Here is a 25881-nt window from a genome sequence, read left to right on the forward strand (position 1 = left end):
CTGCATCGCGTGTCGGCCATTCCTTTACCCCACTCAGAGCTTCTCCCCACATGCGTAATCGTTTGGCCTTCCAAATTGCTCTCGCGCTTGGCGTCTGTCTGCCGCTTTCCTCGTTCGCACAAGCGCCTTCGGCCGTGCACACCACGGCCATCGCCGCGATGCCACTCGCCAAAGCCCTGGAGAATTTCTCGCACGAAGCGGGGATGCAGGTGGTCTATGGCTCGGAGATTCCCGACACCATCCGCAGCCCTGGCGCAGACGCCGGACTTGCGCCGGAAGCGCAGCTGCACCAGCTGCTGGCGGGCACGGGCCTCACCTATCGCCTCGTCACGCCCAACACGGTGTCGATCGTCCCGGGAAACGTGGCAGCCAATGCGGGCAACCCGGCCTCCGCTGCGGTGACGACGGCCGGTAACACGGACTCCGCATTGGCCAGCGAAACGATGGCGGCTTCGGGCAGCAACAAGAGCGCCAAGGATCTCGACCAGGTGGTGGTCACTGCGCGTTCGGGCGTGGATGAACGCACCAAGGCGCAGACCAGCTACTCCATCACCACCATCGACGAGGATCGCCTGCGCATGCAGAACCCGACATCCGTCACCGAGGCCATGAAGTCGGTGCCGGGTTTCTGGGTGGAAGCCTCCGGCGGTGAGGCCAGCGGCAACATCCGTGCACGCGGTATTCCGGTGGACGGCTTCGGCTCGGTGAACCTGCTGGATGACGGCATTCCCGTGCAGCACGACCCGGCGCTGGGTTACCTCAATGCCGACCAGGCGTTTCGACTGGATGAAACCATCGACCACATTGAAGTGGTGCGCGGTGGTCCGTCGTCGATCTTCTATTCGAACGCACCGGCGGGCGCGATCAACTTCATTCCGCGTGCAGTCGGCGATTCGGCGGAAGGCCTGGTGAAATACACCGTGGGCAACTACGGCCTCAATCGTCTGGACTTCTGGTACGGCACGCCCATCGGCGATGGTTGGAAGCTGAGCGCGGGCGGTTTCTATCGCCAGGACAACGGCATCCGCAGTCCGGGCTTTACCAACGATCAAGGCGGTCAGTTGCGCGCCACGCTGTCCAAGCAGTTCGAGGAAGGCAGCATCAGTTTCGACATCAAGCGCCTCGACGACAAGGTGGCGCTGGACCTGGGCATTCCGATGTACCGCAATGCCAGCGGTGATCTGGTGGCCGTGCCGGGCTTCAACGGCAACTACGGCACGCTGGCCGGGCCGGAAACCGAACACGTGCAGATGATCCAGGGCAACGGCAGCCTGTACAACTTCGACAACAGCGACGGCACGCAGGTCAAGCGCACGCAGTTCACCACCAAGTTCGACTACAACCTGGGCGATGGTTGGAAGATTGCCGAAGACCTGCGCTACAGCGATACCGACACCGTGCGTAACGGCGTGTATCCAAATGCAGTGCAGACCACATCTGACTTTTTCACCACGGCCAAGACGCAGCTCGCCAAGTACTACCCCAATGCCGCGGGCATGCAGCTGCAATACGTGGACAATGGACAGGCGTACAACGCCAGACCCAACAACAACCTGATCGTGACGGGCGGCTTGCGTGGCATCACCATGCCGGTGAACGAATTCACCAGCAACACGCGCCTGATGCGCAAGTTTGAACTGGGCGACCAGACGCACGACGTCACGTTCGGCTACTACTACGCGCACTTCAACCAGAGCTTCGAACGCTATTCGTCCACCGCCATCCTCACGGCCACCGACAACGCACGCCTGCTGGACGTGGTAGCCGTGGACGCCAACGGCAATGCGCTGGGCAAGCTCACCAATGGCGGCATCTACGGTTACGGTTACGAGTGGGCGCACGCCAGCGGCACGTCCAACACCAACGCGTTCTATGCCTCCGACGAGTGGCAGGTGAACGATCAGCTGCGCATCGATGGCGGTGCACGTTGGGAGCGTGTGAATACCACCGGCTGGACCGAGCTGTCGCAGAACGTGAACCTCGGCACGCCGCCCACCAGCAACATCCTCACCGGCAGTGGCCAGTACGTCAGCTATGACCACAGCTTCAACAAGCTGGGCTGGACGCTGGGCGCCAACTACCAGTTCAGCGACCACCAGGGTGTGTTTGCGCGATACACGTCCACGTTCCGACTGCCCAACCTGAGCTCCTACATCACCACGCCGACGGCTACGCCGATCACGCAGACGATGATCCTGCCGGAGATGGGCTACAAGTACAGCAACCGCTACATGGATGCGTACGCCACGCTGTTCTACACGAAGTACAACAACGTCAGCTTCAGCAACTACGTATTCGATCCGAACACGGGCGTGTCCACGCCGCAGACGGGTTATGCCAACACGGAAACCTACGGCCTGGAACTGGAAGGCACGTTCTATCCGTCCAAGTGGTTCGACGTGCAGTACACCGCCACCATCCAGGACCCCAAGTACAAGGGGCTGACCTATACCACCGTCACTGCCGGTGCGCCGGTGCTGCTCGACTACGACGACAACCAGCTCATCCGCGTGCCGAAGAACAGCTTCCGCGTGGTGCCCGGCGTGAACCTGCTGGACGACAAGCTGCGCCTGCAGATGTCCTACGAGTACGAAGGTCGCCGCTACGTGGACACGGCCAACTCGGTGGTGTTGCCGCAGTACCACACTATCGGGTTGAGCGCGCGCTACCAGATGACGCCCGAGCTGTCGTTCTTCTTCTACGCCGACAACCTCAACAACTCGCTGGGCCTGACCGAAGGCAATCCGCGTGCGGGTGAGCTGGCCAGCAGCGATGCGACCAAGAGCGTGTTCATCGCGCGCCCCTTGCTTGGCCGCTCGTTCCGCGCCTCGGTCATGTACCGCTTCTGATGACGTTTGGACTCCCGTGCGTCGCTCCGCATGGCGACGCACGGGAGGGTTTCTCCTGTATCGGAAAGCACGCCATGAAAGAACACGATCGTTACTCCGTTCACTTCCTCGGGTTGGTCGCCCTGTGGCTCGCCATGCTGGGCGTGGCTTGCGCGACGGATACCGCACCCGATGTCGTACTGCATGGCCAGCTGCAGGGCAGCGACAACCATACCTATCGCGAGGTGCCGTTCCAGGTGCCGGCGGGTGTGAACCGCATCACCGTGCAGTTCGAATACAGCGGCCGCGACGAACACACCACGGTGGATCTTGGGCTGGAGGGGCCGGAAGGTTTCCACGGCCAGCAGGGCTTGCGTGGATGGACGGGCGGTAGCAAGCAGCTCTTTACCGTGGGAGCCGTGGATGCCACGCCGTCGTTCGCGCCGGGGCCCATCCCGGCGGGACGTTGGTCGCTGCTGCTCGGCATACCCAATATCCGCCCGTCGTCCAAGGCAGACTTCACCGCGAAGATCTGGTTTGGCCATCCCGGCGATCCCGCGTGGTTGCCGACGGTGCTCAACCCGCCGTTGCACAAGGGGCCGGGCTGGTATCGCGGTGATCTTCACATGCATGGCGCGCATAGCGACGGCAGCTGCCCGACGCAGAGCGGTGATGCGCGCGCGCCATGTCCGCTTGTCTTCACGGTTGAGGATGCCGCCAGGCGTGGACTCGACTTTATCGCGCTGAGCGACCACAACACCGTGTCGCAGGCCAACGACATTCGCGAGCTGCAGCCTTACTACGATCGGTTGCTGCTGATCCCTGCACGCGAAATCACCACGTTCCAGGGGCACGCCAACCTGTTTGGCACCACGGAGCCGCTGGATTTCCGCCTCGGCAGCGCCACGGTCCCTGATTGGAATACCTTGCTGACCCGCGCTGCCGCGTTGCACGGCGTGCTTTCCATCAACCATCCCATCCGCCCGAACGACGAAACCTGCATGGGCTGCGGCTGGACGCCGGAAAAGCCCGTGGACATGCACCTGGTACAGGCCATTGAGGTCGTCAACGGCATGGATGCACTGAGCCCCACCTACAGCGGCATTCCCTTCTGGCAGGAACAGTTGAGCAAGGGCTTCCATCTCACCGCCATTGGCGGCAGCGACAACCACAACGCGAAAGTGCCGCTACCCATGCCGGGTGGAAGTACGGCGATCGGTCTCCCGACCACCGTCGTGCACGCCAGCGACTTGTCGATGAAGGCCGTGCTCGACGCCATTCGCGAAGGCCACGTGTTTGTCGATGTGCAAGGTAGTCGCGACCGCCTTTTCGACATGACGGCACAGCAGGGCCATCAATCGGCAGGCATGGGCGATGCGTTAGGTGCGCCCGCCGGCAGCGTTGTTCACGTCACCTTGCATGCAAGCGCCATGAACGGCGCGCATGTCGAAGCTATCGTGGACGGGAAGACCTATTCGCCGAAAAACGACTTGGCCATCCAGGGGGCGGCACAGGCGCTGACATTCGATTGGCCCAGTGATGGCAAGCGCCACTGGATTCGCGCCAACGTGCGCGGGGCCGACAACGCGCTGTGGGTGGTGGGCAATCCGATCTATATCAACTGAGTCGCTTTCCTTCACTGCTGTCAGCGGCCGTCGCCTTCACCTATCCATCACGTCGCTGCATTTTTTCCTGCGAAAACTTCGCCAATCGATCCGGTGAGGCGGGAAGTTCGGTAATTTTGCTTAGACCCTGTACGTAGTCTCTCGAATTGTCACTGAGCCCTAAATCCGCGACCGTGAGTAACGGTGCGCACTGTCTCTGCGTGCCTTGATCAGAGCGGCTGCGCGGGACACGTCCCGCGCCCTGGTCGCCACGGAATGGATTCATCGGGAGCAGCGGCATGCAAGTTTCAAGCGTCCCTGGCGTGGCCAGGGCAGGGGAAAACCGTCGACACACTAGGTCTTGGGTGTGGCTGTGCCTGCTCGCGCTGTTTGCGTGGGCCAACGTGTCACTGGCTGCGCAAGATCCTCTGCCGTCGTGGAACGACGGCAGCACCAAGCAGCAGATCGAGAATTTCGTCCACAAGGTGACCACCACGGGCTCACCCGACTTTGTCGCGCCGGAAAAGCGCATTGCCGTGTTCGACAACGACGGCACCTTGTGGGCCGAGCAGCCGGAGTATTTCGAAGGCTTCTTCGCGCTGGATCAGGTGAAGGCGATGGCACCGCAGCACCCGGAATGGAAGACCACCGAGCCGTTCAAATCCGCGCTGGCAGGTGACATGAAGGGTCTTGCTGCCACCGGTGAAAAGGGGGCGCTCGAATTGGTGGTCGCCACGCATTCGGGCATGACCACCGATGAGTTCGCGCGGAACGTGAACCAGTGGGTTTCGACCGCCCGCCACCCCAAGACGCATCGCGTATTCACCGAGATGGTCTACCAGCCGATGCTGGAGTTGCTGCACTACCTGCGCGACAACGGCTTCAAGACATACATCGTGTCGGGTGGCGGCCAGGACTTCATGCGCGCCTGGGTTCCCGCCGTTTACGGCATTCCGCCCGAGCAGATTGTCGGCAGCCAGGGCGAGTTGAAGTACGAGATGCAGAACGGCGCCCCGGTACTGGTGAAGCTGCCCACCGTGGCGCTGGTGAATGACGGCCCGGGCAAGCCCGTGGGTATCCAGCGCGCACTCGGCGTGAAACCCATCTTCGCCTTCGGCAATTCCGATGGCGATCAGCAGATGCTGGAGTGGACGGTCTCCGGTGACGGCGCACGCTTCGCCGGCATCGTTCATCACACGGACGCGGCGCGCGAGTGGTCATACGACCGCAATTCCAGCATTGGAAAGCTCGACAAGGCACTCGATGAGGCTACGGCCAAGGGCTGGACCGTGGTGGACATGAAGAATGACTGGAAAGTGATCTACCCCGCTGAAAAGCAGTAGCGAAGAAGGCGGCGCAGCCTGTAGTGCGCCGTTGCGGAATGAATGATGTGGTCATCGTTGGCTGCCTTGCGCAGTCGTGAAACACATGAGGAGGTTCCCATGTTTCGCCCGTGGCAGCGCAGCAGATTGTTGACATCCCTAAGCACGGTAGTCGCGACGGCATTGCTCGTCGTCGCTGCCGTGACTCTTCAACCGCCGGTGGCCAAGGCTCAGCCCGCGCAGGACCAGAGCCAGGACCAGAGCGACAACGGCAAGCCCAACATCCTCGTCATTTTCGGCGATGACGTGGGCCAGTCGAACATCAGTGCGTATTCGATGGGTCTGGTGGGCTATCGCACGCCCAACATCGATCGGATCGCCCGCGAGGGCATGATCTTCACCGACTATTACGCCGAGAACAGCTGTACGGCGGGCCGTTCGACCTTCATTACCGGCCAGACGGTATTGCGCACCGGTCTTTCCAAGGTCGGCATGCCGGGTGCAAAGGCGGGTCTGCAGGATCGCGACGTCACCATCGCGCAGGCGCTGAAGGGGCAAGGCTATGCCACGGCGCAGTTCGGCAAGAACCACCTGGGTGACCGCGACGAATTCCTGCCGACCCGGCACGGCTTCGACGAATACTTCGGCAACCTCTACCACCTGAACGCCGAAGAAGAACCCGAGCGCCCGTATTGGCCGTCGAACGATCCCAACTTCCTCAAGGTGTACAACCCACGCGGCGTGATGCACACCTTCTCGGACGGCAAGATCCAGGATACCGGCCCGCTCAACGTCAAGCGCATGGAAACGATTGACGACGAAACCACGGGTGCCGCGATCGGGTACATCCAGAAGCAGGCACAGGCCAAGCAGCCGTTCTTCGTGTGGATGAACTTCACGCGCATGCACATCTTCACGCACGTGCGTCCGGAGTACATCGGCAAGGCGGGCCTGGGTAAAGGCCACGAATACGCCGACGGCATGTGGGAAATGGACCAGAACGTCGGCAAGCTGCTGAAGACGCTGGACGATGCGGGTATCACCAAGAACACCATCGTCATCTTCACCACCGACAATGGCCCGAACTTCTTCACCTGGCCGGACGCCGCCAACACGCCGTTCCGCAGCGAGAAGGACTCCAACTGGGAAGGTGCCTTCCGCGTGCCGGCCATGATCCGCTGGCCGGGCCATATCCGTCCCAACACCGTGAGCAACGCGCTGATGTCGGGCCTGGACTGGTTCCCGACCCTGGTGGCGGCCGCTGGCGAAGGCGACATCGTCAACAAGCTGTTGCATGGCGACAGCATTGGCGGAAAGTCGTTCAAGGTGCATCTGGATGGCTACAACTTCCTGCCCTATTTGACGGGAAAAACGAACGTCAGGCCACGCGACGAGTTCTTCTATTTCGACGATGACGCCGAACTGGTCGCCGTGCGTTGGGACCCGATGGAGCCCGGTGCGACCGTGCCTGATGCATGGAAGGCCGTATTCTGCGAGCAGCGCGCTCCGGGTGGTTTGCAGATCTGGATGGAACCGTTCACCTGCCTGCGCTTGCCCAAGCTCTACAACTTGCGCATGGACCCGTACGAGCGTGCCGACATTGGTCCGACCACTGGCTACTACCGCTGGGAGACGGAAAATGCGTATGTCGCCATCGAGGGCAATATGCGTGCGGCGCGGTTCCTTGCCACGTTCAAGGACTATCCGCCGAGCCAGACGCCTGACTCGTTCACCATCGACAAGGCGGTCGAGGCCATGAAGGAAGACTTGCGCAAGCAAGGTAAATAAGCCCAAGTACTCCGTGGCGGCGTGCCGTCGTGGAAATAGCGTTCGCAGCTGCCCGCCTCGCGCGGGCAGTCTGCTTTTTTGGCACTCGTTTTTTCCGGTCTCCATGAGGTGGCGTGGCGCCGCTTGCGCAAACGTCGGCAGCGCAAGGTTAGAGGTAAGGGTAAGGTCACCCATGACGCCGACCTACGCTTCATGGAACGGATGATGCGGTTGGGAAATACGGAGACGATGACGCGGAAAGGCAGGGCAGATAGCCGACCCCGCGGATGTCGAAGGAAGCGGTTGGCGATGCACCATCCGTTTCCTGTTCCGAAGAATCCTTTCTTACTTAAGTATGGCTTTCGCGCGTGGATTCCTCTCTATACTCCGATGACATCCTGTTACGCGCGAGTTCCATGCCTGCCATGAAGCCTCCCCGCGTTGGAAAACATGCCTTCGTGCCCGTACCGGTCGCCTCGCCGATGGCGCGATGGGCTGCTGCGTTGCTATTGGGGTCGGGCGCGGCATCGTTGGTATATCAACTGCTCTGGATCAAGCAGCTCTCGCTGGTGGTGGGTGTGGAGGTTTACGCCGTCACTATCGCGGTGAGCGCGTTCTTTGCCGGTCTCGCGCTCGGTGGCGCGTGGCTGGGGCGCGTGGCGGATCGCCTGGCGCATCCCCTGCGCATGTATGCGTGGCTTGAAGTGACCATTGCCGTGCTTGCCATCGCATGCACGGTTGCGCTCGCACACAGTGCTTCGCTGTTCGCCAACCTTGAGCAGCATGTTGGCGTGGCTGCGTGGTTGCTACCGTTTGTGCTGGTCGGTGTGCCCGCCATTGCCATGGGCGGAACGTTGCCGGTGCTGGTGCGCGCAAGCGCGGGCAGCAGCGTAGCTGCCACGGGTGGACGCTTGTATGCCGCCAATACGGCGGGTGCCATTGCCGGTGTATTGATTGCGCCTTTCCTGCTGATACCCGCGCTGGGTGTGCTGGGGGCTGCGCTGGCTGCTGCCGCCGTGAACATTTTGCTGGCGCTGGTGGCGTGGCTGCTGCGTCGCCGGGAAGCATCGTTACAGGTGGCCGAGAGTGTTGATCGCACCGCGACACATCGCCTGGCCCGCCTCGCGCTTGTTCTCTATGCCGTGGCCGGTGGCATTGCCCTCGGTTACGAGGTGATCTGGTCGCAGACGGTGGTTCAGTTCATGAGCACGCGCACGTTCGCGTTTGCCATGATGCTGGCGGTGTATCTGCTGGGCCTGATGCTGGGCAGCGTCGTCTACGCGCGCTTCGCCGACCGTGTGCGCGATGCATGGCTGGCTTTTGGCGTACTTATCGCCATGGCGGGTCTGGTGGCGCTGTTGCAGGTGAGTTTCCTTGGCGGCTGGTTGCCTGCATGGCAGGGTTATGCCGCGAGTGCTGTGACGTCGCTGACAGGGAGTCGCATGGCGGCGATGTGCGCGCGCTTCGCTGTTGCCGCGCTGGCCATGGTGTTGCTTCCGACGATGCTGCTTGGTGCGGCTTTCCCGGCGGTGCTTCGCCTTGCCGCGCAACGGGATCGCAGCGGCCAGGGCGTGGGTGCGGCAGTGGCGCTCAATACCTTGGGCGGCATCGCGGGCACGTCGTTGACCGGCTTCGTGCTGGTGCCGGCGTTTGGACTGGTGCGTTCGCTGGCGTTGCTGGCCATCGCGGCGTCTGCGGTTGGCCTGATCGCCGTCTTTGCCGGTTCGACGTCTCGCGGAAAGGCACGCTGGGTGGTTGCCGCCATGGGGGCGTGTGTCGTTCTGGCGGGGGTACTGCCGCCACCGCAGAAATTCGCCCAGTTGCTTTCGCAATCGCGCGGCGGTGACCTCACCTATTACGAAGAAAGTCGCGGCGGCACGGTGGCGGTGTTGGCGCAAGGGCAGGGCGACAACCGCTTCCATCGTTTGTACATTCAGGGCGTATCCAACTCCGGCGATACGCTGCCATCGCAGCGGTACATGCGTCTGCAGGCATTGCTGCCGCTGATCATCCATCGCAGCGAGCCGCGTTCGGCGTTGGTCATCGGTTTCGGCACGGGCATTACCGCGGGTGCGTTGTCGCAGTATCCGGGCCTCACGACGCGCGTGGTGGCTGAGTTGCTGCCAGCGGTGGTTCGTGCGGCGCCGCAGTTTCAAGGCAACTATGCAGCGAACCGCGATCCAGGTTTGGAGATTCGCCTTCGTGATGGTCGTCGCGAATTGCTTGCCAGCAACCAGACCTACGACATGATCACGCTGGAACCACCGCCGCCCTCGGCAGCAGGCGTGGTGAACCTGTATTCGCGCGATTTCTATCAGCTGGCGGCCAGGCGGCTCGCACCCGGCGGCATTCTCGCGCAGTGGTGGCCCATTCCTACCCAGAACGACGAGGACTCGCGCGCCATGGTGCGTGCGTTCCTGGATGTGTTTCCGCACGCCACGCTGTGGACCACCGAGCTGCACGAGATGCTGCTGGTGGGTTCGATGGAGCCGATCGAACTTGACGCCCCGGAGATCGAGCGGCGCTTCAACCAGCCAACCGTGGCCAAGGCGTTGGGTGACGTGGGCGTGGCGACGCCGGCGGCGTTGCTTGCCACCTGGGTGAGCGATCGCGCGGGGCTGGAGACTTATGCGGGCAACGTGCCGCCGGTGACCGACGATCACCCGAGCATTGAATACGCCACCTGGGTACGTCGCAATGAAATCGTGCGCGTGCTGCCAGAGCTTGTCGCGCTGCGAACCGAGCCGCCGTTGCGTGGCGCCAGCCCCGAATTGATCGAGGCGATGCATCGGCAGCGCGATGTGCTTTTCACGTTCTACGCCTCCGGCCTTGCCGCCTACCAGGGTGATCGCGACCAATGGTCCGAAGCATTGGGGCTGGTGATGCAAGCCGATGGGCAGAACCCGTACTACCGCTGGATTGCCGGTGGCGGTCCGTAATCCACACCGAGCAGGGAGCCGCGAGGACACCATGAGCGCACGAGATACCATTGCGACACTGCAGGCGCGGATGGAGGAATCCATCATCGGCCAGCGCGACCTTATCCGTCAGATGATCGTCGGCCTGCTGGCCAACGGTCACCTTCTGTTGGAGAGCCTTCCCGGGCTGGCCAAGACGCGCGCGGTGAAGAGCATGGCGAAGAACCTGGATGCGGATATGCGCCGCATCCAGTTCACGCCCGACCTGCTTCCGTCGGACATCACCGGCACCGAAGTGCTGCACCAGCAGGGCGGGCAGAACGTGTTCCAGTTCCAGCCGGGACCGATCTTCGGCAACGTCATCCTCGCCGATGAAATCAATCGCGCACCGGCCAAGGTGCAGGCGGCCCTGCTGGAGGCGATGGAGGAACGCCAGATCACGGTCGCCGGCACCACGCACAAGATGCCCGATCTGTTCATCGTGATGGGCACGCAGAACCCCATCGAGCAGGAGGGAACCTATCCGTTGCCCGAAGCCCAGCTGGATCGCTTCCTGATGAAGGTGCTGGTGGATTATCCGGATAAGGACAGCGAAATCGGTGTGCTCGAACTCGTACGCGGCGAAGAGGTGGGTGCCTCGGCATCCAAGGGCACCGAGTCGCGCGCGCCTATCGAACCCGCCAGCGTGTTCGATGCACGTGGGGAAATCCATGCGATACATGTGGCGCCCGCCATCGAGCAATACGTGATGGCGCTGGTCGATGCGACGCGGCATCCGGCCAACTACGACAAGCAACTGGCCACATGGATCCAGGTGGGTTCCAGTCCGCGCGGCGGCATTTCGCTGGAGCGAACGTCGCGCGTCCATGCATGGCTGGAAGGCCGCGACCACGTCACGCCGGACGACGTGCGCGCGATGGTTCATCCGGTGCTTCGCCACCGCATCATTCTTTCGTACGACGCCAGTGCCGAAGGCGTTCATGCCGATCAGGTGATCGACAAGATCCTGGAACTGGTGGCGGTGCCGGCCTGAGGCCCGTGCGATGACTGACGTGGCCGCAGGCGATATCGGTACGGTGTATGTCACTCCCGCGCACCTGGCGCGCATGGAGTACGACGCACGCCGCCTGCGCGCCACGCCGCATCGACCGCATCACAGCATCCTTGCCGGACGGCATGCGTCGCGCCTGCGTGGGCGCGGACTCAATTTCGAAGAAATACGCGCCTACGTGCCGGGCGACGATCTTCGCCATCTCGATTGGAAGGCATCGTCACGCGTGGGGCACGCGCTGGTGCGTTCGTATACCGAGGAGCGCGACCGTCCCGCGTTGTTCGTGGTGGATCAGCGCATCTCCATGTTCTACGGCACGCGTCGCGCGATGAAATCCGTGGTGGCGGCGGAGGTGGCGGCGTTGTGTGCGTGGATGTCGTTCCAGGCCGGCGATCGGGCCGGCGCCGTGGTGTTCGACGACAACCACATCGAAAGCATTCGCGCGCATCGCAGTCGCTCGCGCGTGCTGTCGATGCTGGGAGCGTTGGCGCGCAGCAATCAGTCGTTGCATGCGGACAGTCCCGTGCGGGTGAACCCGGGACAGCTGGATGCCGCGTTGCGCTCGGCGCTTCATCTGGCAACGCACGACTACCTGGTCTGCATCGTCAGTGATTTTCTGGGCGCGAACGAGACCACGCTTCAGCTCATCCGGGAACTGGCCACACACAACGATGTGGTGGCTGCGCTGGTGTTTGATCCTTCGGCGCGGTCCGTGCCCAGTGGCGGCAAGATCGTCGTGACCGAAGGTGAGCTTCAGGTGGAGCTGGACTTCGATCGAAAAAATATCCGCGAGCCGTTGAGCGCGATGTTCGACGAGCGCCTGAAGCAGACCGTGGATCTGGTGCAGCGCTGCGGCGTACCCATGCTCGCCATCGACACGGAGCAGCCGACGCTGTTGCAGGTGGGGCGTTTGCTGGGTCATTTCGCGCTGCGGGGGAGGTAGCGCATGCTCCTGTTTCCCGCCAAGACGCCCATGGCCTCGATCGCGGATCTCAAGGACATTCCCGCGCCCGCTCCCGTGTCGTACATGCCGCAAGCGCCGGGCTGGTGGGTGGTCGGCGGACTGTTGCTGTTCGCGTTGCTGGTGTTTGCAGTGCTGAAGCTGCGGACATGGTGGCGCAATCGTTACCGCCGGGAAGCCCAGGCTGAGCTTGCCCTCATCGAACAATCCCTCAACGACACGCGCACACGGCCCGAAGCACTGGCCGCCCTGCCTGCGCTGGTGAAACGCACGGTGCTGGCCTGGGCACCGCGAACGACGGTGGGGCCGATGAGCGGCGACGCCTGGCTTCGCTATCTCGACAGCACCTATCCGAAGGGTGGCTTCGTGCAAGGACCCGGTCGCCATCTCGACACACTGGCTTACGGGCACGGCGACATTGGCAAGGGCGAACTCGCAGCGCTGTTGACGTTGCTGCATCAATGGATCGATGACCATGTTGCAGCTTGAGCATCCCTGGCTGCTGACCTTGCTGCCGCTGCCTTTGCTGGTGTGGTGGTTGCTGCCACCCTATGGCGAACGCACGCGTGCCATCCGCGTACCGTTCTTCGACGAACTGGCGCAGGCGACCGGGCAAACACCGGCGCGCGGCGCGGTGGTGCTGCGGGGCAATTGGTTGCGCCGTGTGCTGGCGCCGCTGTGCTGGGTGCTGGTGGTGCTGGCGCTGGCTGGCCCGCAACGGTTGGAGCCGCCCATCGAGCGCACCGAATCAGCACGCGATCTGCTGCTGGCCATTGACCTGTCGGGTTCCATGGCGACGCCCGACTTCCTGGATCCGCAAGGCGAGCGTATCGATCGCCTGAGTGCAGTGAAAGGCGTGGTGGATGACTTCATTGCCCATCGCACCACCGATCGCATCGGTCTCATCGTCTTCGGTACCAATGCGTTTCCGCAGGCGCCGCTCACGCTCGATCACACTGCCGTTCGGGAATTGCTGGATGAACTTCGCGTGGGCATGGCCGGTGAACAGACAGCCATCGGTGACGCCATCGGCGTGGCGGTGAAGATGACCGAGCACTCGCAACAGCGCGAGCGCGTGTTGATCCTGCTCACGGACGGCAACGACACGGCGGGCCGCATTCCCGCGGAAAAGGCTGCCGAGATCGCCAAGGCCAGTCACATCGTGGTCGACACCATCGGTATCGGCGACCCCCATGCCAAGGGCGAGAACCGCGTGGATCTGGACGCGCTCAAGCGCATCGCCGTGGCCACCGGTGGACGCAGCTTCCGCGGCGAGAACCGCGAACAACTGGCCGACATCTATGCGTTGCTCGATCGCATGACGCCGAGCAAGGTGAAGCATTCCATCTTCCGTCCCAAGGTGAAGCTCTACTACGTGCCGCTGGGTGCGGCGCTGCTTCTGATGCTCGCTTATCACCTGCTGATGCTGGGCGTGCTGTCGCCGCTGGCGCGTCGTCGCACGGCATCCACGCTGGCCCCTGGCGAGCAGGGAGGCTGAGATGGATCAAGGCTTCCATTTCATCCGGCCGCTGTGGCTCCTGCTGTTGCCGCTGGGGCCGTTGCTGCTGTGGTGGTGGCAGCGGCGCAACGATCCGCTGCAGCGCTGGAAAGGCATGATCGCCCCGCACCTGCTCACGCATCTCGTCGTGGGTGGCGGGCAGGGTTGGCGGCCTCGGCCGATCCATCTGGTCTGTGCCGTCATCGTTATTGGCAGCATCGCCTGTGCCGGGCCGACGTGGGAGCTGGAATCGCCACCGTTCGCGGAAGACCGTGCGCCCATGATGGTGGCGGTGGACCTGTCCCCTGCGATGAATGCCATGGATGTATCGCCGACACGCCTGGAGCGTACCAAGCAGAAGGTGCGCGACCTGATGGCGTTGCGCGCCGGCGGCCGTACCGGTCTTATCGTCTACACCAATACGGCGCACATGGTGTTGCCACCTACTGACGACGCCGCGCTGATGGAGATGTTCCTGTCAGCGCTGAGCACCGATCTGCTTCAGGCCAGGGGGCAGAATGCGGGGGCGGCGCTTGCCGTGGCCGATCGCCTGCTGAATGCGGAGCCCGATCCCGGCACCATCGTGTTCTTCACCAGCGGGTTCGACGACTCGCAGATTCCCGCCTTCGTGGCGCATCGTCAGCATTCGCGGCAACAAGTGCTGATGCTGGCGGTGGGCACCACGCGCGGTGGGCCGCTGCGTGCAGCGAACGGTTCGGTGCAGACCGGCACGGATGGTTCGCCAGTAGTTGCCAAGCTCGATGACGATGCGCTGCAACGGCTCGCGTCGCAGGCGCATATACCACTCGCGAGCATCACCTCAGGCAACGATGACATGCAGTGGGTGCAGCGCGAAGCCGTGCATCACCTGAAGATCGTGAGCGACAAGGCGAATACGCACTGGAAGGAATACGGCTATTACCTGTGCTATCCCCTCGTGCTGATCGCCTTGTTCTGGTTCCGCCGAGGCTGGATGGTGCGCTGGGTGTTCGTGCTGGGTTTCGTCGGACTGGGGGCCATGCCGGCGCCGGCCGCCGCGGCGGGTTGGAACGTGGCCGACTGGTTCTTCACTCCTGACCAGCAGGGCCGCTGGTACTACGAACACCGCGACTTCGCCAAGGCGGCGGAGCATTTCCAGGATCCGGCCTGGAAGGGATGGGCGCTCTACCAGCATGGCCGCTATGACGATGCGCGGAAGATCTTCGAAACATTGCCGGGCCCGGATGCCAAGTTCATGACGGGTAACAGCTACGCGCACCAGTTCCAATACGAAGAGGCCAAGGACGCCTACAACGAAGCGTTGCGCATGAAGCATCCCTTCCCGGAAGCGGAAGCCAACCTGCGCCTGATGGTGCAGCTGATGAAGCAGCGCGAGAGCGTGCCGCCCGAGGACGAAGACGACGAATACCGGCCGGACGAAGTGAAACAGGACAAGGAAGGCGCGAAGGGCAAGGGCACCACGAAAGTGATGGGCAAGCGCTCGGTGCAGGTGCCCGCCGATGTATGGATGCGCAACCTCAGCGTGTCGCCCGCGGATTTCCTGCGGACCAAGTTCAGTATCGAGAGTGGACAGCCGCCGCCGTCTGCGCCCGCGCCGGCATCGTCGGGAGCGAGGCCATGAGGGTCTGGCTGCTGTGCATGCTGGCGTTGCTGGCCATGGCGGCACATGCGGAACAGCCGGCATCTTCGTCCTCGGCTGCTGCACCGCCGCTGCCCATTCGCGTGCGCGTCCACCAGGAGCCTGCGGGCGCCCTGATGCAGGGTGAAACCACACGCATCGTGGTGGACCTGCTCACCACCGACTTCTTCACCGATGCTCCCGTACTGCCCGAGTTGCACGTGGATGGCGCCTATCTTTCGCTGTCCGACGAAACACCCGGCCACCTGGTGGAAACCGTGGATGGCCAGACGTGGTCTGGCGTATCGCGCACGTATCTCATCACGCCGTTGATGTCGGGCGAGATGGACATACCCTCGTTCGAGATTGCGGCCCACCTTGGCGCGCAGAGCACACCCGTCACGGTGCAGACGCAGCCGCTGACGCTGAAGGTGCGCGCGCTGGTGTTGCCGGCGGGTGTCACCGAGGCATTGATTGCGCGCTCGCTGACCGTCACGCAGACCATCACGCCCAAGGACGAGGGCCTGCATGTGGGCGACACGGTGACCCGCCGCATCGAGATCACCGCCGAAGGCGCACCCGCGATGATGCTTCCGCCCACCACGTTCGCCGTCGTGGATGGATTGACGCTGTATCCCGCATCCCCGGTGGTGCGCGATGCGGTGGACAATCATGGCGGGTTTGTTGGCGGCAATCGCGTGGATACGGCGAGCTATGTGATCGATCATCGCGGTCGCTACACGTTGCCGCCGCTCACCGTGCGCTGGATGGACAGCCGCACCCGCGAGTGGCGCGAGAGCACGGTCCCTGCGGTGCAATTCCATGCCTGGTGGGGCTCGCCGGACAAACCGCGCTTTGCGCTGCCGCAACAGGGTTTCATGCCGCGGTTGATCGAATGGCTGTCCAGTGATGTGGGCATCGCGGTGATGGTGCTTGCGGTGCTGGCATGGCTGGCCTGGTACTTCCGAACCTGGTGCGTGAAGCAATGGCGTGCGTGGAAGGCCTGGCGTTATCGCCGTCGTCATTCGGAGCGCGTGGCGTTCCATGCAGTGACGCGGCGGCGTCACGCGACGTCTGCCAGAGCCGTATCCGACGTCGTGGATGCCTGGGTGCGACGTGCAGCGGAAGACGGTGCGCCGCCCAGTATCCATGAATGGGCCGACCGTTTCGGCGATGAACGGCTGCATGCCCAATGGAACGCCGTGCAGGACACGCTGTACGGAAAGGGCGGCGCCGCATGGTCTGCTTCGGAGCTCGTCGATGCGCTTGTGTCGGTGCGAAAGCAATGGAAGCACGCAGGCCGGCGATGGCAGCCGCAGGCGGCACTGCCACCGTTGAATCCCGCGTCGTGATCACCGGGTTTCCCGGGCATCGTGCGACGTTCACGGCGCCATCGCATGCGCCCGCTACCATGCCCGCGCATGCCGGCAGAACACAACGCCCCAGGAAGGGGTGCACAACATTCGAGCGGTGGGCACCGGGGAGAGAGGGATGGGTCGTTCCAGAAAGAGCCATGGCAAACGCTCTGGCAAGGCTGCGCCTGCGCGGCCGACGCCGGCAGCATCGCCGTCCGGCGAGCGACGCCACCTCTGGTGGTTGCCGCTGGGCGTCGCCGTGCTGGTGCTGGTGTTGCTGGGCTTCTGGTGGCTTCGCATGCCGTCGCCGGGCGTTGCCACCACGCCCGTGGCATCGGTGGCAACGGCGCCCACGCCGGCATCGCCGGCATCGCCGGCACTGCCACCTGCACATTACGTGGGCGCCCAGGCGTGCGCCTCATGCCATGCCAAGGAAACGCAGGCCTGGCAACAATCCCATCATGCGTTGGCCATGCAGGTGGCGGACGACAAGACCGTCGAAGGCCATTTTGATGGCGCGTTGAAGCAGGATGGTTCGACCGCCAGCTTCCTCAAGCGCGATGGCAAATACTTCGTGAAGACGGATGGCCCCGATGGCAAGCCCGCCGAATTCGAAGTGAAGTACACCTTCGGCGTGTATCCCCTGCAGCAATACCTTGTCGCCTTTCCCGACGGACGCCTGCAGACGCTGCGCACGTCCTGGGATGCACGCCCCGCTGCCGAAGGCGGCCAGCACTGGTTCAACATGTACCCCGGCGACCACATCGATGTGCACGACACGCTGCATTGGACACGCCTGAACCAGAACTGGAACTACATGTGCGCGGATTGCCATTCCACGAACGTGCAGCGCAATTACGATCTGGCGAGCAATACGTTCAAGACGCAGTGGAACGAGATCAACGTGGCCTGCGAAGCCTGTCACGGACCAGGTTCACGCCACATGGAATGGTCCAATGCAAGCGAGGAAAAGAAGCGCGCTGATCCGTCGATGGGACTGACCATCGCGCTGAACGAACGCAAGGGCGTGCACTGGATTCCCAACCCAGCGACCGGCAATCCGTCACGCAGTGCGCCCATGGATTCACATCGCGAGGTGGAAACCTGCGCGGTCTGTCATTCGCGCCGGGGCATCATCGCCAAGGACACGGCGCCCACCGGGCGCCTGATGGACACGCACGATCCCACGCTGCTGGTCGAAGGTCGCTACCACGCCGATGGCCAGCAGCTGGACGAGGTGTACGTGTATGCCTCGTTCCTGCAGAGCCGCATGTACGCCAAAGGCGTGACGTGCAGCGACTGCCACGACCCACACACTGGCCAGACGCGCGCGCAAGGCAATGCGTTGTGCGAAAGCTGCCATACGCCAGCCGTGTACGATACCGCCGCCCACCACATGCACAAGGAAGGCAGTGCAGGCTCGCAGTGCGTGGCGTGCCACATGCCGTCGAAGAATTACATGGTGATCAACGCACGCCCGGATCACTCCATTCGCGTGCCGCGGCCAGACCTCACGTTGCAGTACGGCGTGCCCAACGCCTGCGCCAACTGCCATGCCGACAAGGGCGCGCAGTGGGCAGCCGATGCCATCGCCAAGGCGCATGGGCCCGAGCGCAAGGGTTATCAACACTTCGTCGAGGCACTGGATGCCGCGCGCCACGGGAAGCCCGGTGCGGCAGCGCTGCTCACCACGCTGGCAGCCGACGCGACGTCGCCGATCATTGCCCGTGCCACCGCCGTCAACGAGCTCAGTCACTACGCGAGCCCGGATGCGGTGCCGACCATCCAGTCTGCGCTGGGCGATGCCGATCCACTCATGCGCGTTGCCGCACTGGATGCCTTGCTCGCCTTTCCGCCGGAAGTCCGTGGGCCCATGGCTGCGCCGCTGGCCGACGATCCCGTGCTTGATGTGCGGGTGAAAGCGGGCCGCGCGTTGGCCAGCGTTCCCGATGCGCAGCTCAATGCCACGCAGCGCGAACAACGCGACCGCGCCTTTGCGATCTATCAGCAGTCGCAGGAGGCCGTGGCCGATCGTCCGGAGTCGCACTTCGACCTGGGCATCGTCGACATGGAGCGCGGCGATACCGCGGCGGCCGAACAGGCGTTCCGCCAGGCGCTGAAGCTGCAACCGGATTTCGTGCCGGCGTACATCAACCTGTCGGACCTGTATCGCGGAACAGGGCACGAAGCGGAAGCGGAAAACACCATCGACGAAGGCCTGAAGACGGTGCCGAACAATGCCAGCCTGCTGCACGCCAAAGGGCTTTCGTTGATTCGCCAGAACGAAGCGCAGGAAGCGTTGCCGTGGCTCGAACGCGCACACCGTGCGGAGCCTTCCAACGCACGTTTCGCCTATGTGTACGGCGTGGCGCTGAATTCCGCGGGCAAGGTCGATCAGGCACACCAGGTGTGGGAAGCCAGCTTGCTCAACGCACCGTACGACCCCTCGCTGCTCTACGCGCTGGCCGGCGCCGAACGCGACGCGGGCCACAAGGACAAGGCGCGCGAATATGCCGAACGCCTGGTCGCCGTGGCACCGCGTTCCCGCGATGCGCAGGAGCTTCTGCAGAGCCTGGGCGGCAGCTCCATGCCCGCCTTCCACTGACGAGTCAGCGAGGCGGCGACCGGGCGTCGTCGCTTCGCAGCGGCAACACCAGCATCGCCTCGAAGCCACCGGCGGGAAGGTTGCGCAGCAACAGCCTGCCGCCGTGCTGTGCCGCGATGCGGCGCGTGCTGGCCAGTCCAAGGCCGTTGCCGACGGCATCGCTGCGGGCCTCGTTGCCGCGGAGGAAAGGCTCACCAAGCCGGTTGAGGAGATGCTCCGGCACGCCGGTGCCGTGATCCGTGATCACGCAGCGAGCCTCGTTGCCGGCAACCACGAGCGATGCGCCATACGGCGCGGCGCCGTGGCGCATGGCGTTGCGCATTAGGTTGTCGATGGCGCGCCGCAGTGCCATGGGCTTGCCGAGGATGCGCACGTGCTCCGGTACGTCCACCTGCCACGTGTTGGCATCCACGTCGTTGAGCGTGGCCAGTTCGCGCAGCAGCGCGGCAAGGTCAACCGGACTGGTGCTTTCCTCGCTGCCGTCGCGCACGTAGGCGATGAATTGCGCACTGAGTGCATCGATGGCTTCGATGTCGCTCACCAGACCTTCGCGCAGGGATGGCTCGATGGAGGCGCTGGAGAGTTCCAGTCCCAGGCGAAGACGTGCCAGCGGTGTGCGCAGATCGTGCGAGATGGCGGCCAGCATGACATCGCGCTCGCGTGCATTCCGGCGTACATCCGCTGCCGCCATGCCGAGGGCAGCATTGAGCTCCACCAGTTCCCCTGCGGCGCCATGGGGCAGATCCGGTGGCGGCGTGCCGCCGACGACGGATGGCGCGGCATCGGCCAGCCGTTTGAGCGGCTGCGTAAGGCTGCGCGCGTAGGACGCCGCCAGCAGCAATACCACCAGCGTGGAAAGCAACACGGTGAGCAGCGTGCTTCGTACCAGCGGCGCGCGCCATTCTTCGAAAGGAATGCCAATCCATCCCTGACCGGGCTCGCGCGCGATCAACCACAGCATGGGTTGGCGCCAGCCGGAAATCTGCACGTTGCGATCGGGCAGGCGAGTGCGAAGCTGATCGCGCACATGGCGCAGCAACGGCATCGAGGGTTCACGACTGGCCGGTGGCGCCGCACGGTGCTCGATGCCCAGCGCGGTCAGTGCGGCATCGCCCCGGCCTTCCTCAAGCAGCGTGTCTGCCGCCGTCACCTGCATGGTGAGCACGCGCGCCGTGTAGTCGCTGGCGACACCGCTGCCGGTCACGCGCAGCGCGAACATGGCGATCAGCAACACCAGGCAGGCTGTGCCGATCAACAGCCACACCAATCGCGTGAACAAGCCCGTGGATGCCGCGCTCACAGCGGTGCTCCGTCGGGCACGAACACATAACCGTGGCCCCAGACTGTCTGCAGCCAGCGCGGCTGGCGCGGGTCGTCTTCAATCAGTCGGCGCAGGCGGCTCATCATCACGTCCATGCTCCGATCGAATGCATCGTGCTCACGGCCGCGGGCCAGGCTCATCAACTGGTCGCGTGTCAGCGGTTGGCGCGGGCGTTTCACCAGTGCCGCCAACACGGCGAATTCGCCGGTGGTGAGTCGCAGCGCTTCGCCGTTGCGCAGCAGTCGCCGCGTATCCAGCTCCAGCACGAAAGCGCCGAAGCTGACATTGCCACCGTCGGGTTGTGGTGCGCCGAGGGCCGGACGGCCGCGGCGGAGCACCGCGTTGATGCGCGCCACCAACTCACGCGGATTGCCTGGCTTGGGGAGGTAGTCGTCGGCGCCGATTTCCAGTCCTACGATGCGGTCGATCTCGTCGCCGCGCGCGGTGAGCATGATCACCGGCGTGACCACGCCCTGGCCGCGCAGGCGACGGCAGATGGAAAGCCCGTCTTCGCCCGGAAGCATCAGGTCCAGCACGATCAGGTCCACATGCCGGCGCGCCAGTTCCTTGTCCATCTCGCGACCGTCGCCGGCCACGTGAATCGTGAATCCCTGCTGCTCCAGGTAACGCTGCAACAGGTCGCGCAAGCGACGGTCGTCGTCGACGATCAGCACGTGCGGGGTGGCGTTGGTGTTCATGGCGCGATTCTGCCGCGGCCGGGGAAGCGCGGCGAGCCCATTTGTAACGAGATGTTTCCAGCGCCGCCGGCCGCAACATTCTTTTGCATTCCCTTGCGAAGCCGATACGACTGGCCGTGGGCGGGGCGGGAGCATGGCCTCGGGCCCATGGCCTTCTTTCCACCATCGGAGAACACCATGCAGAAGATCATCGTGATGACCGGACTGGCAGTCTCCCTCTTCGTCGCCTCGACCTTGCCCGCCGCAGCGGCCGGCCGTTTCGCAGCACGCGGCATGCTGGCGCAAGCCAATGGCGGCACCGTGAGCGAGCACGTCGCAGGATTCCGCGGTCCCCGTGGCGCCGAAGGCGTCCATGGCCGCCGCACCATGACGGACGGCCAGGGCAACGCCGCCACGGCCAGTGCAGGTGCATGGCGTGGACCCCTTGGCGGCACGGCGGCCCGGGCGGGGGAAACCAGCCGCAGCAGCGACGGTTCTTGGCAACATCAATCGGGCTTTGCGGCGAACGGACCGAACGGCGGCAGCGTGCGCAGCTCCGGCAGTGCCAGCGGCAATGGCCAGGGTGATGCGAGTTTCCAGCGCCAGACCACGGCCAGCGGAACACGCGGCACCTACGATGGCACCACCAGCGGCGCGACGGGCCAGGGCGTGACGCATACGACCCAGGCGACGGGGAAGAACGGCGACACCTATGATGGCCAGACCACGGTGAGCAAGAACGGCGTGACCCATTCCGGCAGTTGCACCAACGCCAGTGGGCAGTCGATCACGTGTCCGTAAGGCGCCCGGCGAGGAGATGGCCATGAAGGTTTGCCGTGGGTTGTTCACCTGCCTGCTTTTGCTATGCGGCCTGGGTGCCGTCCATGCGATGGATGTGCGGCATGACGTGCCTTATGGGGCGGCACCGCAACAGCGTATGGACGTCTATCTTCCGTCGCAGCCCCGCGCGGCTCCGGTCATCGTGATGGTGCACGGCGGCGCATGGATGATCGGCGACAAGTCGAACCGTGGCGTCGTGGAGCCCAAGGCAACGCACTGGACGCAGGCAGGCTATGTGTTCATTTCCATCGACTACCGCATGCTGCCGGAGGCCAATCCGCTGGAGCAGGCCAACGACGTGGCGGATGCGCTGGCCTACGTGCAGAAGCACGCACGCGACTGGGGCGCCGATCCCTCGCGCGTGGTGTTGATGGGACATTCCGCGGGAGCGCACCTGGTGGCGCTTCTGTCGGCATCGCCATCCATGGCTACCTCGCGTGGCGCCACGCGCTGGCTGGGCACGGTGTCGCTGGATAGCGGCGCCATCGATGTGCCAGGCATCATGAATTCCCCGCATGCGCGTCTTTACGATCGCGCCTTCGGCAGCGATCCCGCGCAGTGGCGGCAAGCGTCGCCACTGGATCGCCTGGATCGCGACGGGTTGCCCATCCTGCTGGTGTGCTCCAGCAAGCGGATGGAATCGTGTCCGCACAACCGTTCCTATGCGGCAAAGGCGCAGACGTTGGGTGTGCGGGCCAGCGTATTGCCCGAGCCACTGACGCACGGCGACATCAACGCGACGCTGGGCGAGCCCGGTGGCTACACCGATGCCGTGGATGCGTTCCTGCGCAGCCTGGGTCTTCCCTGAAACGGCGCGATCAGCGCCGGTCCAGCGAGTATTTGCCCGGTCCCGCTATGCACAGCAGCAACAAGCCGCCGGCAATGCTGACGTTCTTGTAGAAGTTGATCATGGCTCCGATGCGCTCGGGGTCCACCATGTTCCAGAACTGGTGGCCGATGATCGCCGCCGCGAGCGTATACAACGCCAGCACGATGGCCAGCGGCCGCGTGTAGAAACCGACGGCAATGGCGATGCCGACGAAAAACTCCATGATCACGGCGATGGCCGCCGATACCGCCGGCATGGGAACACCCACCGATCCCATGTACGCCACCGTGGACGAGAAGCTCAAGAGCTTGCTCCATCCGAAGATGACGAATAGGACCATCAGCAGAAGGCGGGCGAGAAGCAGCATGCCGTCCCTGCTGCCTGCCAGTAACGTATAACGCATGGTCGTTCTCCCATGACTCTACGTGAGGCTCTGGGCACGCAGGCAACGGCCCGCGCGGATCGCGCCGGCAACAGCACGGTCGACCACACTATATGCCTGTAAGCGGCCAAGGGTGCAGCCGCATGTCGCGATTCAGGCGTCTTCGGGAATGTCGCTCTTGTAACGATCGGCAGCGACACTAAGCGAAAGCTCGGGCGCCATGCGTCGGCGCGCTTCGTCGAAGCGGTTCCATTCGTCGATGTCGGGCAACGAAGGAATGGTGACGACCTCGCCCATGTCGTAGCCGGCGAGCGCGGCATCCACCATTTCGTCCACTTCCATGATCATGTGCGCGGGAATGGCATCGAGTCCGCCGGACTGACCCCAGATCTCCGTGCGCGTCACACCCGGAAGCACGCATTGCACGCGAATGCCGCGCGCGGCCACTTCCTTGTTCAACGCGATGCTGTAGGTCAGCACGTAACTCTTGCTGGCGGCATACGCACCGCCAAACAACTCCGGCGCCAGTGCCAGCACCGAGGCAATGTTGATGATGCCGCCATGCCCGCGCGCCACCAGGCGAGGCAGTGCAGCCGCCACCAGTCGCGAAGGTGCGGTGACGTTGAGTTCAATCATGGCCTGCACGGCATCGGGTGGTGTCTGTGCGAGAACCGATCCGCCACCCATGCCCGCGTTGTTCACGAGGATGCCAATGGCTTGATCTTCCGCGAGGCGCCTTTCGATGACTGCGCGCTCGGTTGGTGCGGTGAGGTCAGCTGCCAAAACCTCGACTTTCACATGGTATTCACGGGAAAGGCGTGCGGAGAGCTCTTCAAGTCGCTGTCGATTGCGCGCGACCAGAACGAGAGGATGTCCGCGCCGTGCGAATCGATCGGCATACGTGGCGCCGATGCCGGTGGAAGCACCGGTGATCAGGACGGTGTCGAGCTGTTCTGCAACGGACATGGTCATTCTCTCCTGGAAGCTGCGCGAGCCATCCATGCAGCTTGCGCTTGCCTTGCTGCGGTGTCACGCCCGTTTGGGTAGCGGGGGCCAACGGTAGAACTACGTAGTGCGCTTGGGTGGTTTTACGCTCGTGGCTCGCGGCGTACTGGTCGAACATGTTCCGGTGGGAAAACCGGCGGATGCGCGCCCGTGAACGAGCGGCGTCTCTCCGGCTTGGCTGGCTGCGATGCGTTGGCAAACGCTTGCGCTTTGGCCTTCCGCGCACAACCCGGCACCGGGCGATCGATACCCCAAAGGAGACACACCATGAAGAAGCTGCAACGTTCCACCGCCTGCCTGCTCGGCGCGGCGATGGCCTTGTCCGCACCGATGTTTGCGCTGGCACAACAGGCGGCCAATGAACCGGCCGTCAACTCCACGGTGCACGAGCTGGGCCGCGAAGACAGGACGATCACCGCCACGGTGGTGTCGGTGGACCCGTCCACGCGCATGGTGACGCTCAAGGGCCCCAAGGGTAAGGAAGTCACCGTGCAGGCTGGCCCCGAGGTGCAGAACCTCGATCAGGTAAAACCGGGAGACCAGGTGACGGCGCACTACCAGGCCGCCGTGGCCGTGCAGGTGATGCCGGCCGACAGCGCCAAGGAAGGTGTGGACTATCAGGCAGGCCAGGCCACAGCACCCAAAGGAAGCGAGCCAGGCCTGAGGGCTGGCCAGGCGGTGACGGTGACGAGCAAGCTTTCAGCGGTGGACCTGAAGCACCACACCGTGACGCTGACGGGCCCGGACGGCAAGGAGCGCACCATCGAAGTGAAGGATCCGGCGCGTCAGGCCCAGCTGTCGAAGCTGAAGGTGGGTGACATGGTGGTGGCCACTTATGTGGAAGCGTTGGCGGTGACGGTGACGCCGAAGGCTGCCAAGTAAGGTGTGAGGGGCGCTGGCCTCGAGGTCTTTTGGCTCCCTCTCCCCTCCGGGGAGAGGGTTGGGGTGCGGGGCGGGTGCTTGCGATGCCGCTTCTATCCCTCACCGTCATCCTTACAACGGCGTCTCTAACCCTCACCGCCATCCTTGCGATGACTTCTTTACCCCTCACCGTCATTCCCGCGAAGGCGGGAATCCAGTGACTTTGCTTTTAGCTCTGTCGCTCGGTTGAGCCGATGCCGCGACCTGGCTCGCCTGCCGCGGGCTTCCGACCTCCTGCCGGAGGCCGGGTCACTTTTCTTTGCTTGCCCAAAGAAAAGTAACCAAAAGAAAGGGCACCCCCGCTTGGCGCTGTCTGGGCTACGCCCAGCCAGTCCGTGAGGGGCGGCCGGGCTTTTCGACCGGGCTCCTGCCCGGGCGA

Annotated in this window: 19 protein-coding genes; 15 read left to right on the forward strand and 4 right to left on the reverse strand. The window is 63.8% G+C overall.

The genetic code is table 11. The annotated features are described in order from the left end of the window. Positions 1-50: 50 nt before the first annotated feature. The 12 genes from DK366_RS02290 to DK366_RS02345 all read left to right on the forward strand — a co-directional run bounded on the left by DK366_RS02290 (position 51) and on the right by DK366_RS02345 (position 19527). Positions 51-2849, forward strand: a complete 2799-nt coding sequence (locus DK366_RS02290) for a TonB-dependent receptor (protein WP_232820869.1) — start codon at positions 51-53, stop codon at positions 2847-2849. A 74-nt stretch (positions 2850-2923) separates the two neighbouring features. Then, entirely contained in the window at positions 2924-4453 is a 1530-nt protein-coding gene (locus DK366_RS02295; RefSeq protein ID WP_109123872.1) for a CehA/McbA family metallohydrolase, read from the forward strand. 278 nt (positions 4454-4731) lie between these two features. Next, positions 4732-5775 (forward strand): HAD family hydrolase, encoded by a 1044-nt coding sequence (locus tag DK366_RS02300; RefSeq protein ID WP_109123873.1) that lies wholly within the window; start codon positions 4732-4734, stop codon positions 5773-5775. A 99-nt stretch (positions 5776-5874) separates the two neighbouring features. Next, positions 5875-7542, forward strand: a complete 1668-nt coding sequence (locus DK366_RS02305) for an arylsulfatase (protein WP_109123874.1) — start codon at positions 5875-5877, stop codon at positions 7540-7542. 404 nt (positions 7543-7946) lie between these two features. Further along, positions 7947-10460: a fused MFS/spermidine synthase gene (locus DK366_RS02310; RefSeq protein ID WP_232820870.1), complete on the forward strand. Its 2514-nt coding sequence runs from the start codon at positions 7947-7949 to the stop codon at positions 10458-10460. A 31-nt stretch (positions 10461-10491) separates the two neighbouring features. Next, complete coding sequence (locus DK366_RS02315) at positions 10492-11472, forward strand: MoxR family ATPase (RefSeq protein ID WP_109123876.1); 981 nt, start codon at positions 10492-10494, stop codon at positions 11470-11472. Between the two features lie 10 nt (positions 11473-11482). Then, on the forward strand, positions 11483-12433 hold the full coding sequence (locus tag DK366_RS02320; protein WP_109123877.1) for a DUF58 domain-containing protein: 951 nt from the start codon (positions 11483-11485) through the stop codon (positions 12431-12433). 3 nt (positions 12434-12436) lie between these two features. Next, complete coding sequence (locus DK366_RS02325) at positions 12437-12940, forward strand: DUF4381 domain-containing protein (RefSeq protein WP_109123878.1); 504 nt, start codon at positions 12437-12439, stop codon at positions 12938-12940. Further along, a complete protein-coding gene (locus tag DK366_RS02330) occupies positions 12927-13949 on the forward strand; it encodes a VWA domain-containing protein (protein WP_109123879.1) in 1023 nt (340 codons plus the stop codon). Before DK366_RS02325 ends, DK366_RS02330 begins: the two co-directional genes overlap by 14 nt. 1 nt (position 13950) lies before the next feature. Further along, on the forward strand, positions 13951-15570 hold the full coding sequence (locus DK366_RS02335; RefSeq protein WP_109123880.1) for a VWA domain-containing protein: 1620 nt from the start codon (positions 13951-13953) through the stop codon (positions 15568-15570). Continuing rightward, the gene (locus tag DK366_RS02340; RefSeq protein ID WP_157956429.1) at positions 15567-16919 is read left to right on the forward strand and encodes a BatD family protein; all 1353 of its coding nucleotides are present in this window, start codon (positions 15567-15569) and stop codon (positions 16917-16919) included. Before DK366_RS02335 ends, DK366_RS02340 begins: the two co-directional genes overlap by 4 nt. Positions 16920-17058: 139 nt before the next feature. Continuing rightward, positions 17059-19527 (forward strand): tetratricopeptide repeat protein, encoded by a 2469-nt coding sequence (locus tag DK366_RS02345; RefSeq protein ID WP_109123882.1) that lies wholly within the window; start codon positions 17059-17061, stop codon positions 19525-19527. 4 nt (positions 19528-19531) lie between these two features. Here the strand turns inward: DK366_RS02345 and DK366_RS02350 are convergent, their stop codons facing one another. Both DK366_RS02350 and ompR read right to left on the reverse strand, forming a co-directional pair. Continuing rightward, on the reverse strand, positions 19532-20827 hold the full coding sequence (locus tag DK366_RS02350) for an ATP-binding protein (RefSeq protein WP_109123883.1): 1296 nt from the start codon (positions 20825-20827) through the stop codon (positions 19532-19534). Beyond that, positions 20824-21546 carry a two-component system response regulator OmpR gene (gene ompR, locus DK366_RS02355; RefSeq protein ID WP_109123884.1) on the reverse strand — a complete coding sequence of 241 codons (723 nt, stop codon included), beginning with the start codon at positions 21544-21546 and terminating at the stop codon, positions 20824-20826. The genes DK366_RS02350 and ompR overlap by 4 nt, the downstream gene beginning before the upstream one ends. Positions 21547-21723: 177 nt before the next feature. Here ompR and DK366_RS02360 point away from each other — a divergent pair, with 177 nt between their 5' ends. Further along, positions 21724-22326 (forward strand): hypothetical protein, encoded by a 603-nt coding sequence (locus DK366_RS02360; RefSeq protein WP_157956430.1) that lies wholly within the window; start codon positions 21724-21726, stop codon positions 22324-22326. 22 nt (positions 22327-22348) lie between these two features. Continuing rightward, a complete protein-coding gene (locus DK366_RS02365; protein ID WP_109123886.1) occupies positions 22349-23173 on the forward strand; it encodes an alpha/beta hydrolase in 825 nt (274 codons plus the stop codon). Between the two features lie 10 nt (positions 23174-23183). Here DK366_RS02365 and DK366_RS02370 read toward each other — a convergent pair whose 3' ends face one another. Together DK366_RS02370 and DK366_RS02375 are read right to left on the reverse strand one after the other, a co-directional pair. Beyond that, on the reverse strand, positions 23184-23597 hold the full coding sequence (locus DK366_RS02370) for a DoxX family protein (protein WP_109123887.1): 414 nt from the start codon (positions 23595-23597) through the stop codon (positions 23184-23186). Between the two features lie 132 nt (positions 23598-23729). After that, positions 23730-24542, reverse strand: coding sequence for an SDR family oxidoreductase (locus tag DK366_RS02375; protein ID WP_109123929.1), 813 nt, complete (start codon positions 24540-24542; stop codon positions 23730-23732). 306 nt (positions 24543-24848) lie between these two features. Here DK366_RS02375 and DK366_RS02380 point away from each other — a divergent pair, with 306 nt between their 5' ends. Beyond that, a complete protein-coding gene (locus tag DK366_RS02380) occupies positions 24849-25463 on the forward strand; it encodes a hypothetical protein (RefSeq protein ID WP_109123888.1) in 615 nt (204 codons plus the stop codon). Positions 25464-25881 lie beyond the last annotated feature (418 nt).

Source organism: Dyella sp. C11, from assembly GCF_003121485.1.
GTDB lineage: Bacteria > Pseudomonadota > Gammaproteobacteria > Xanthomonadales > Rhodanobacteraceae > Dyella.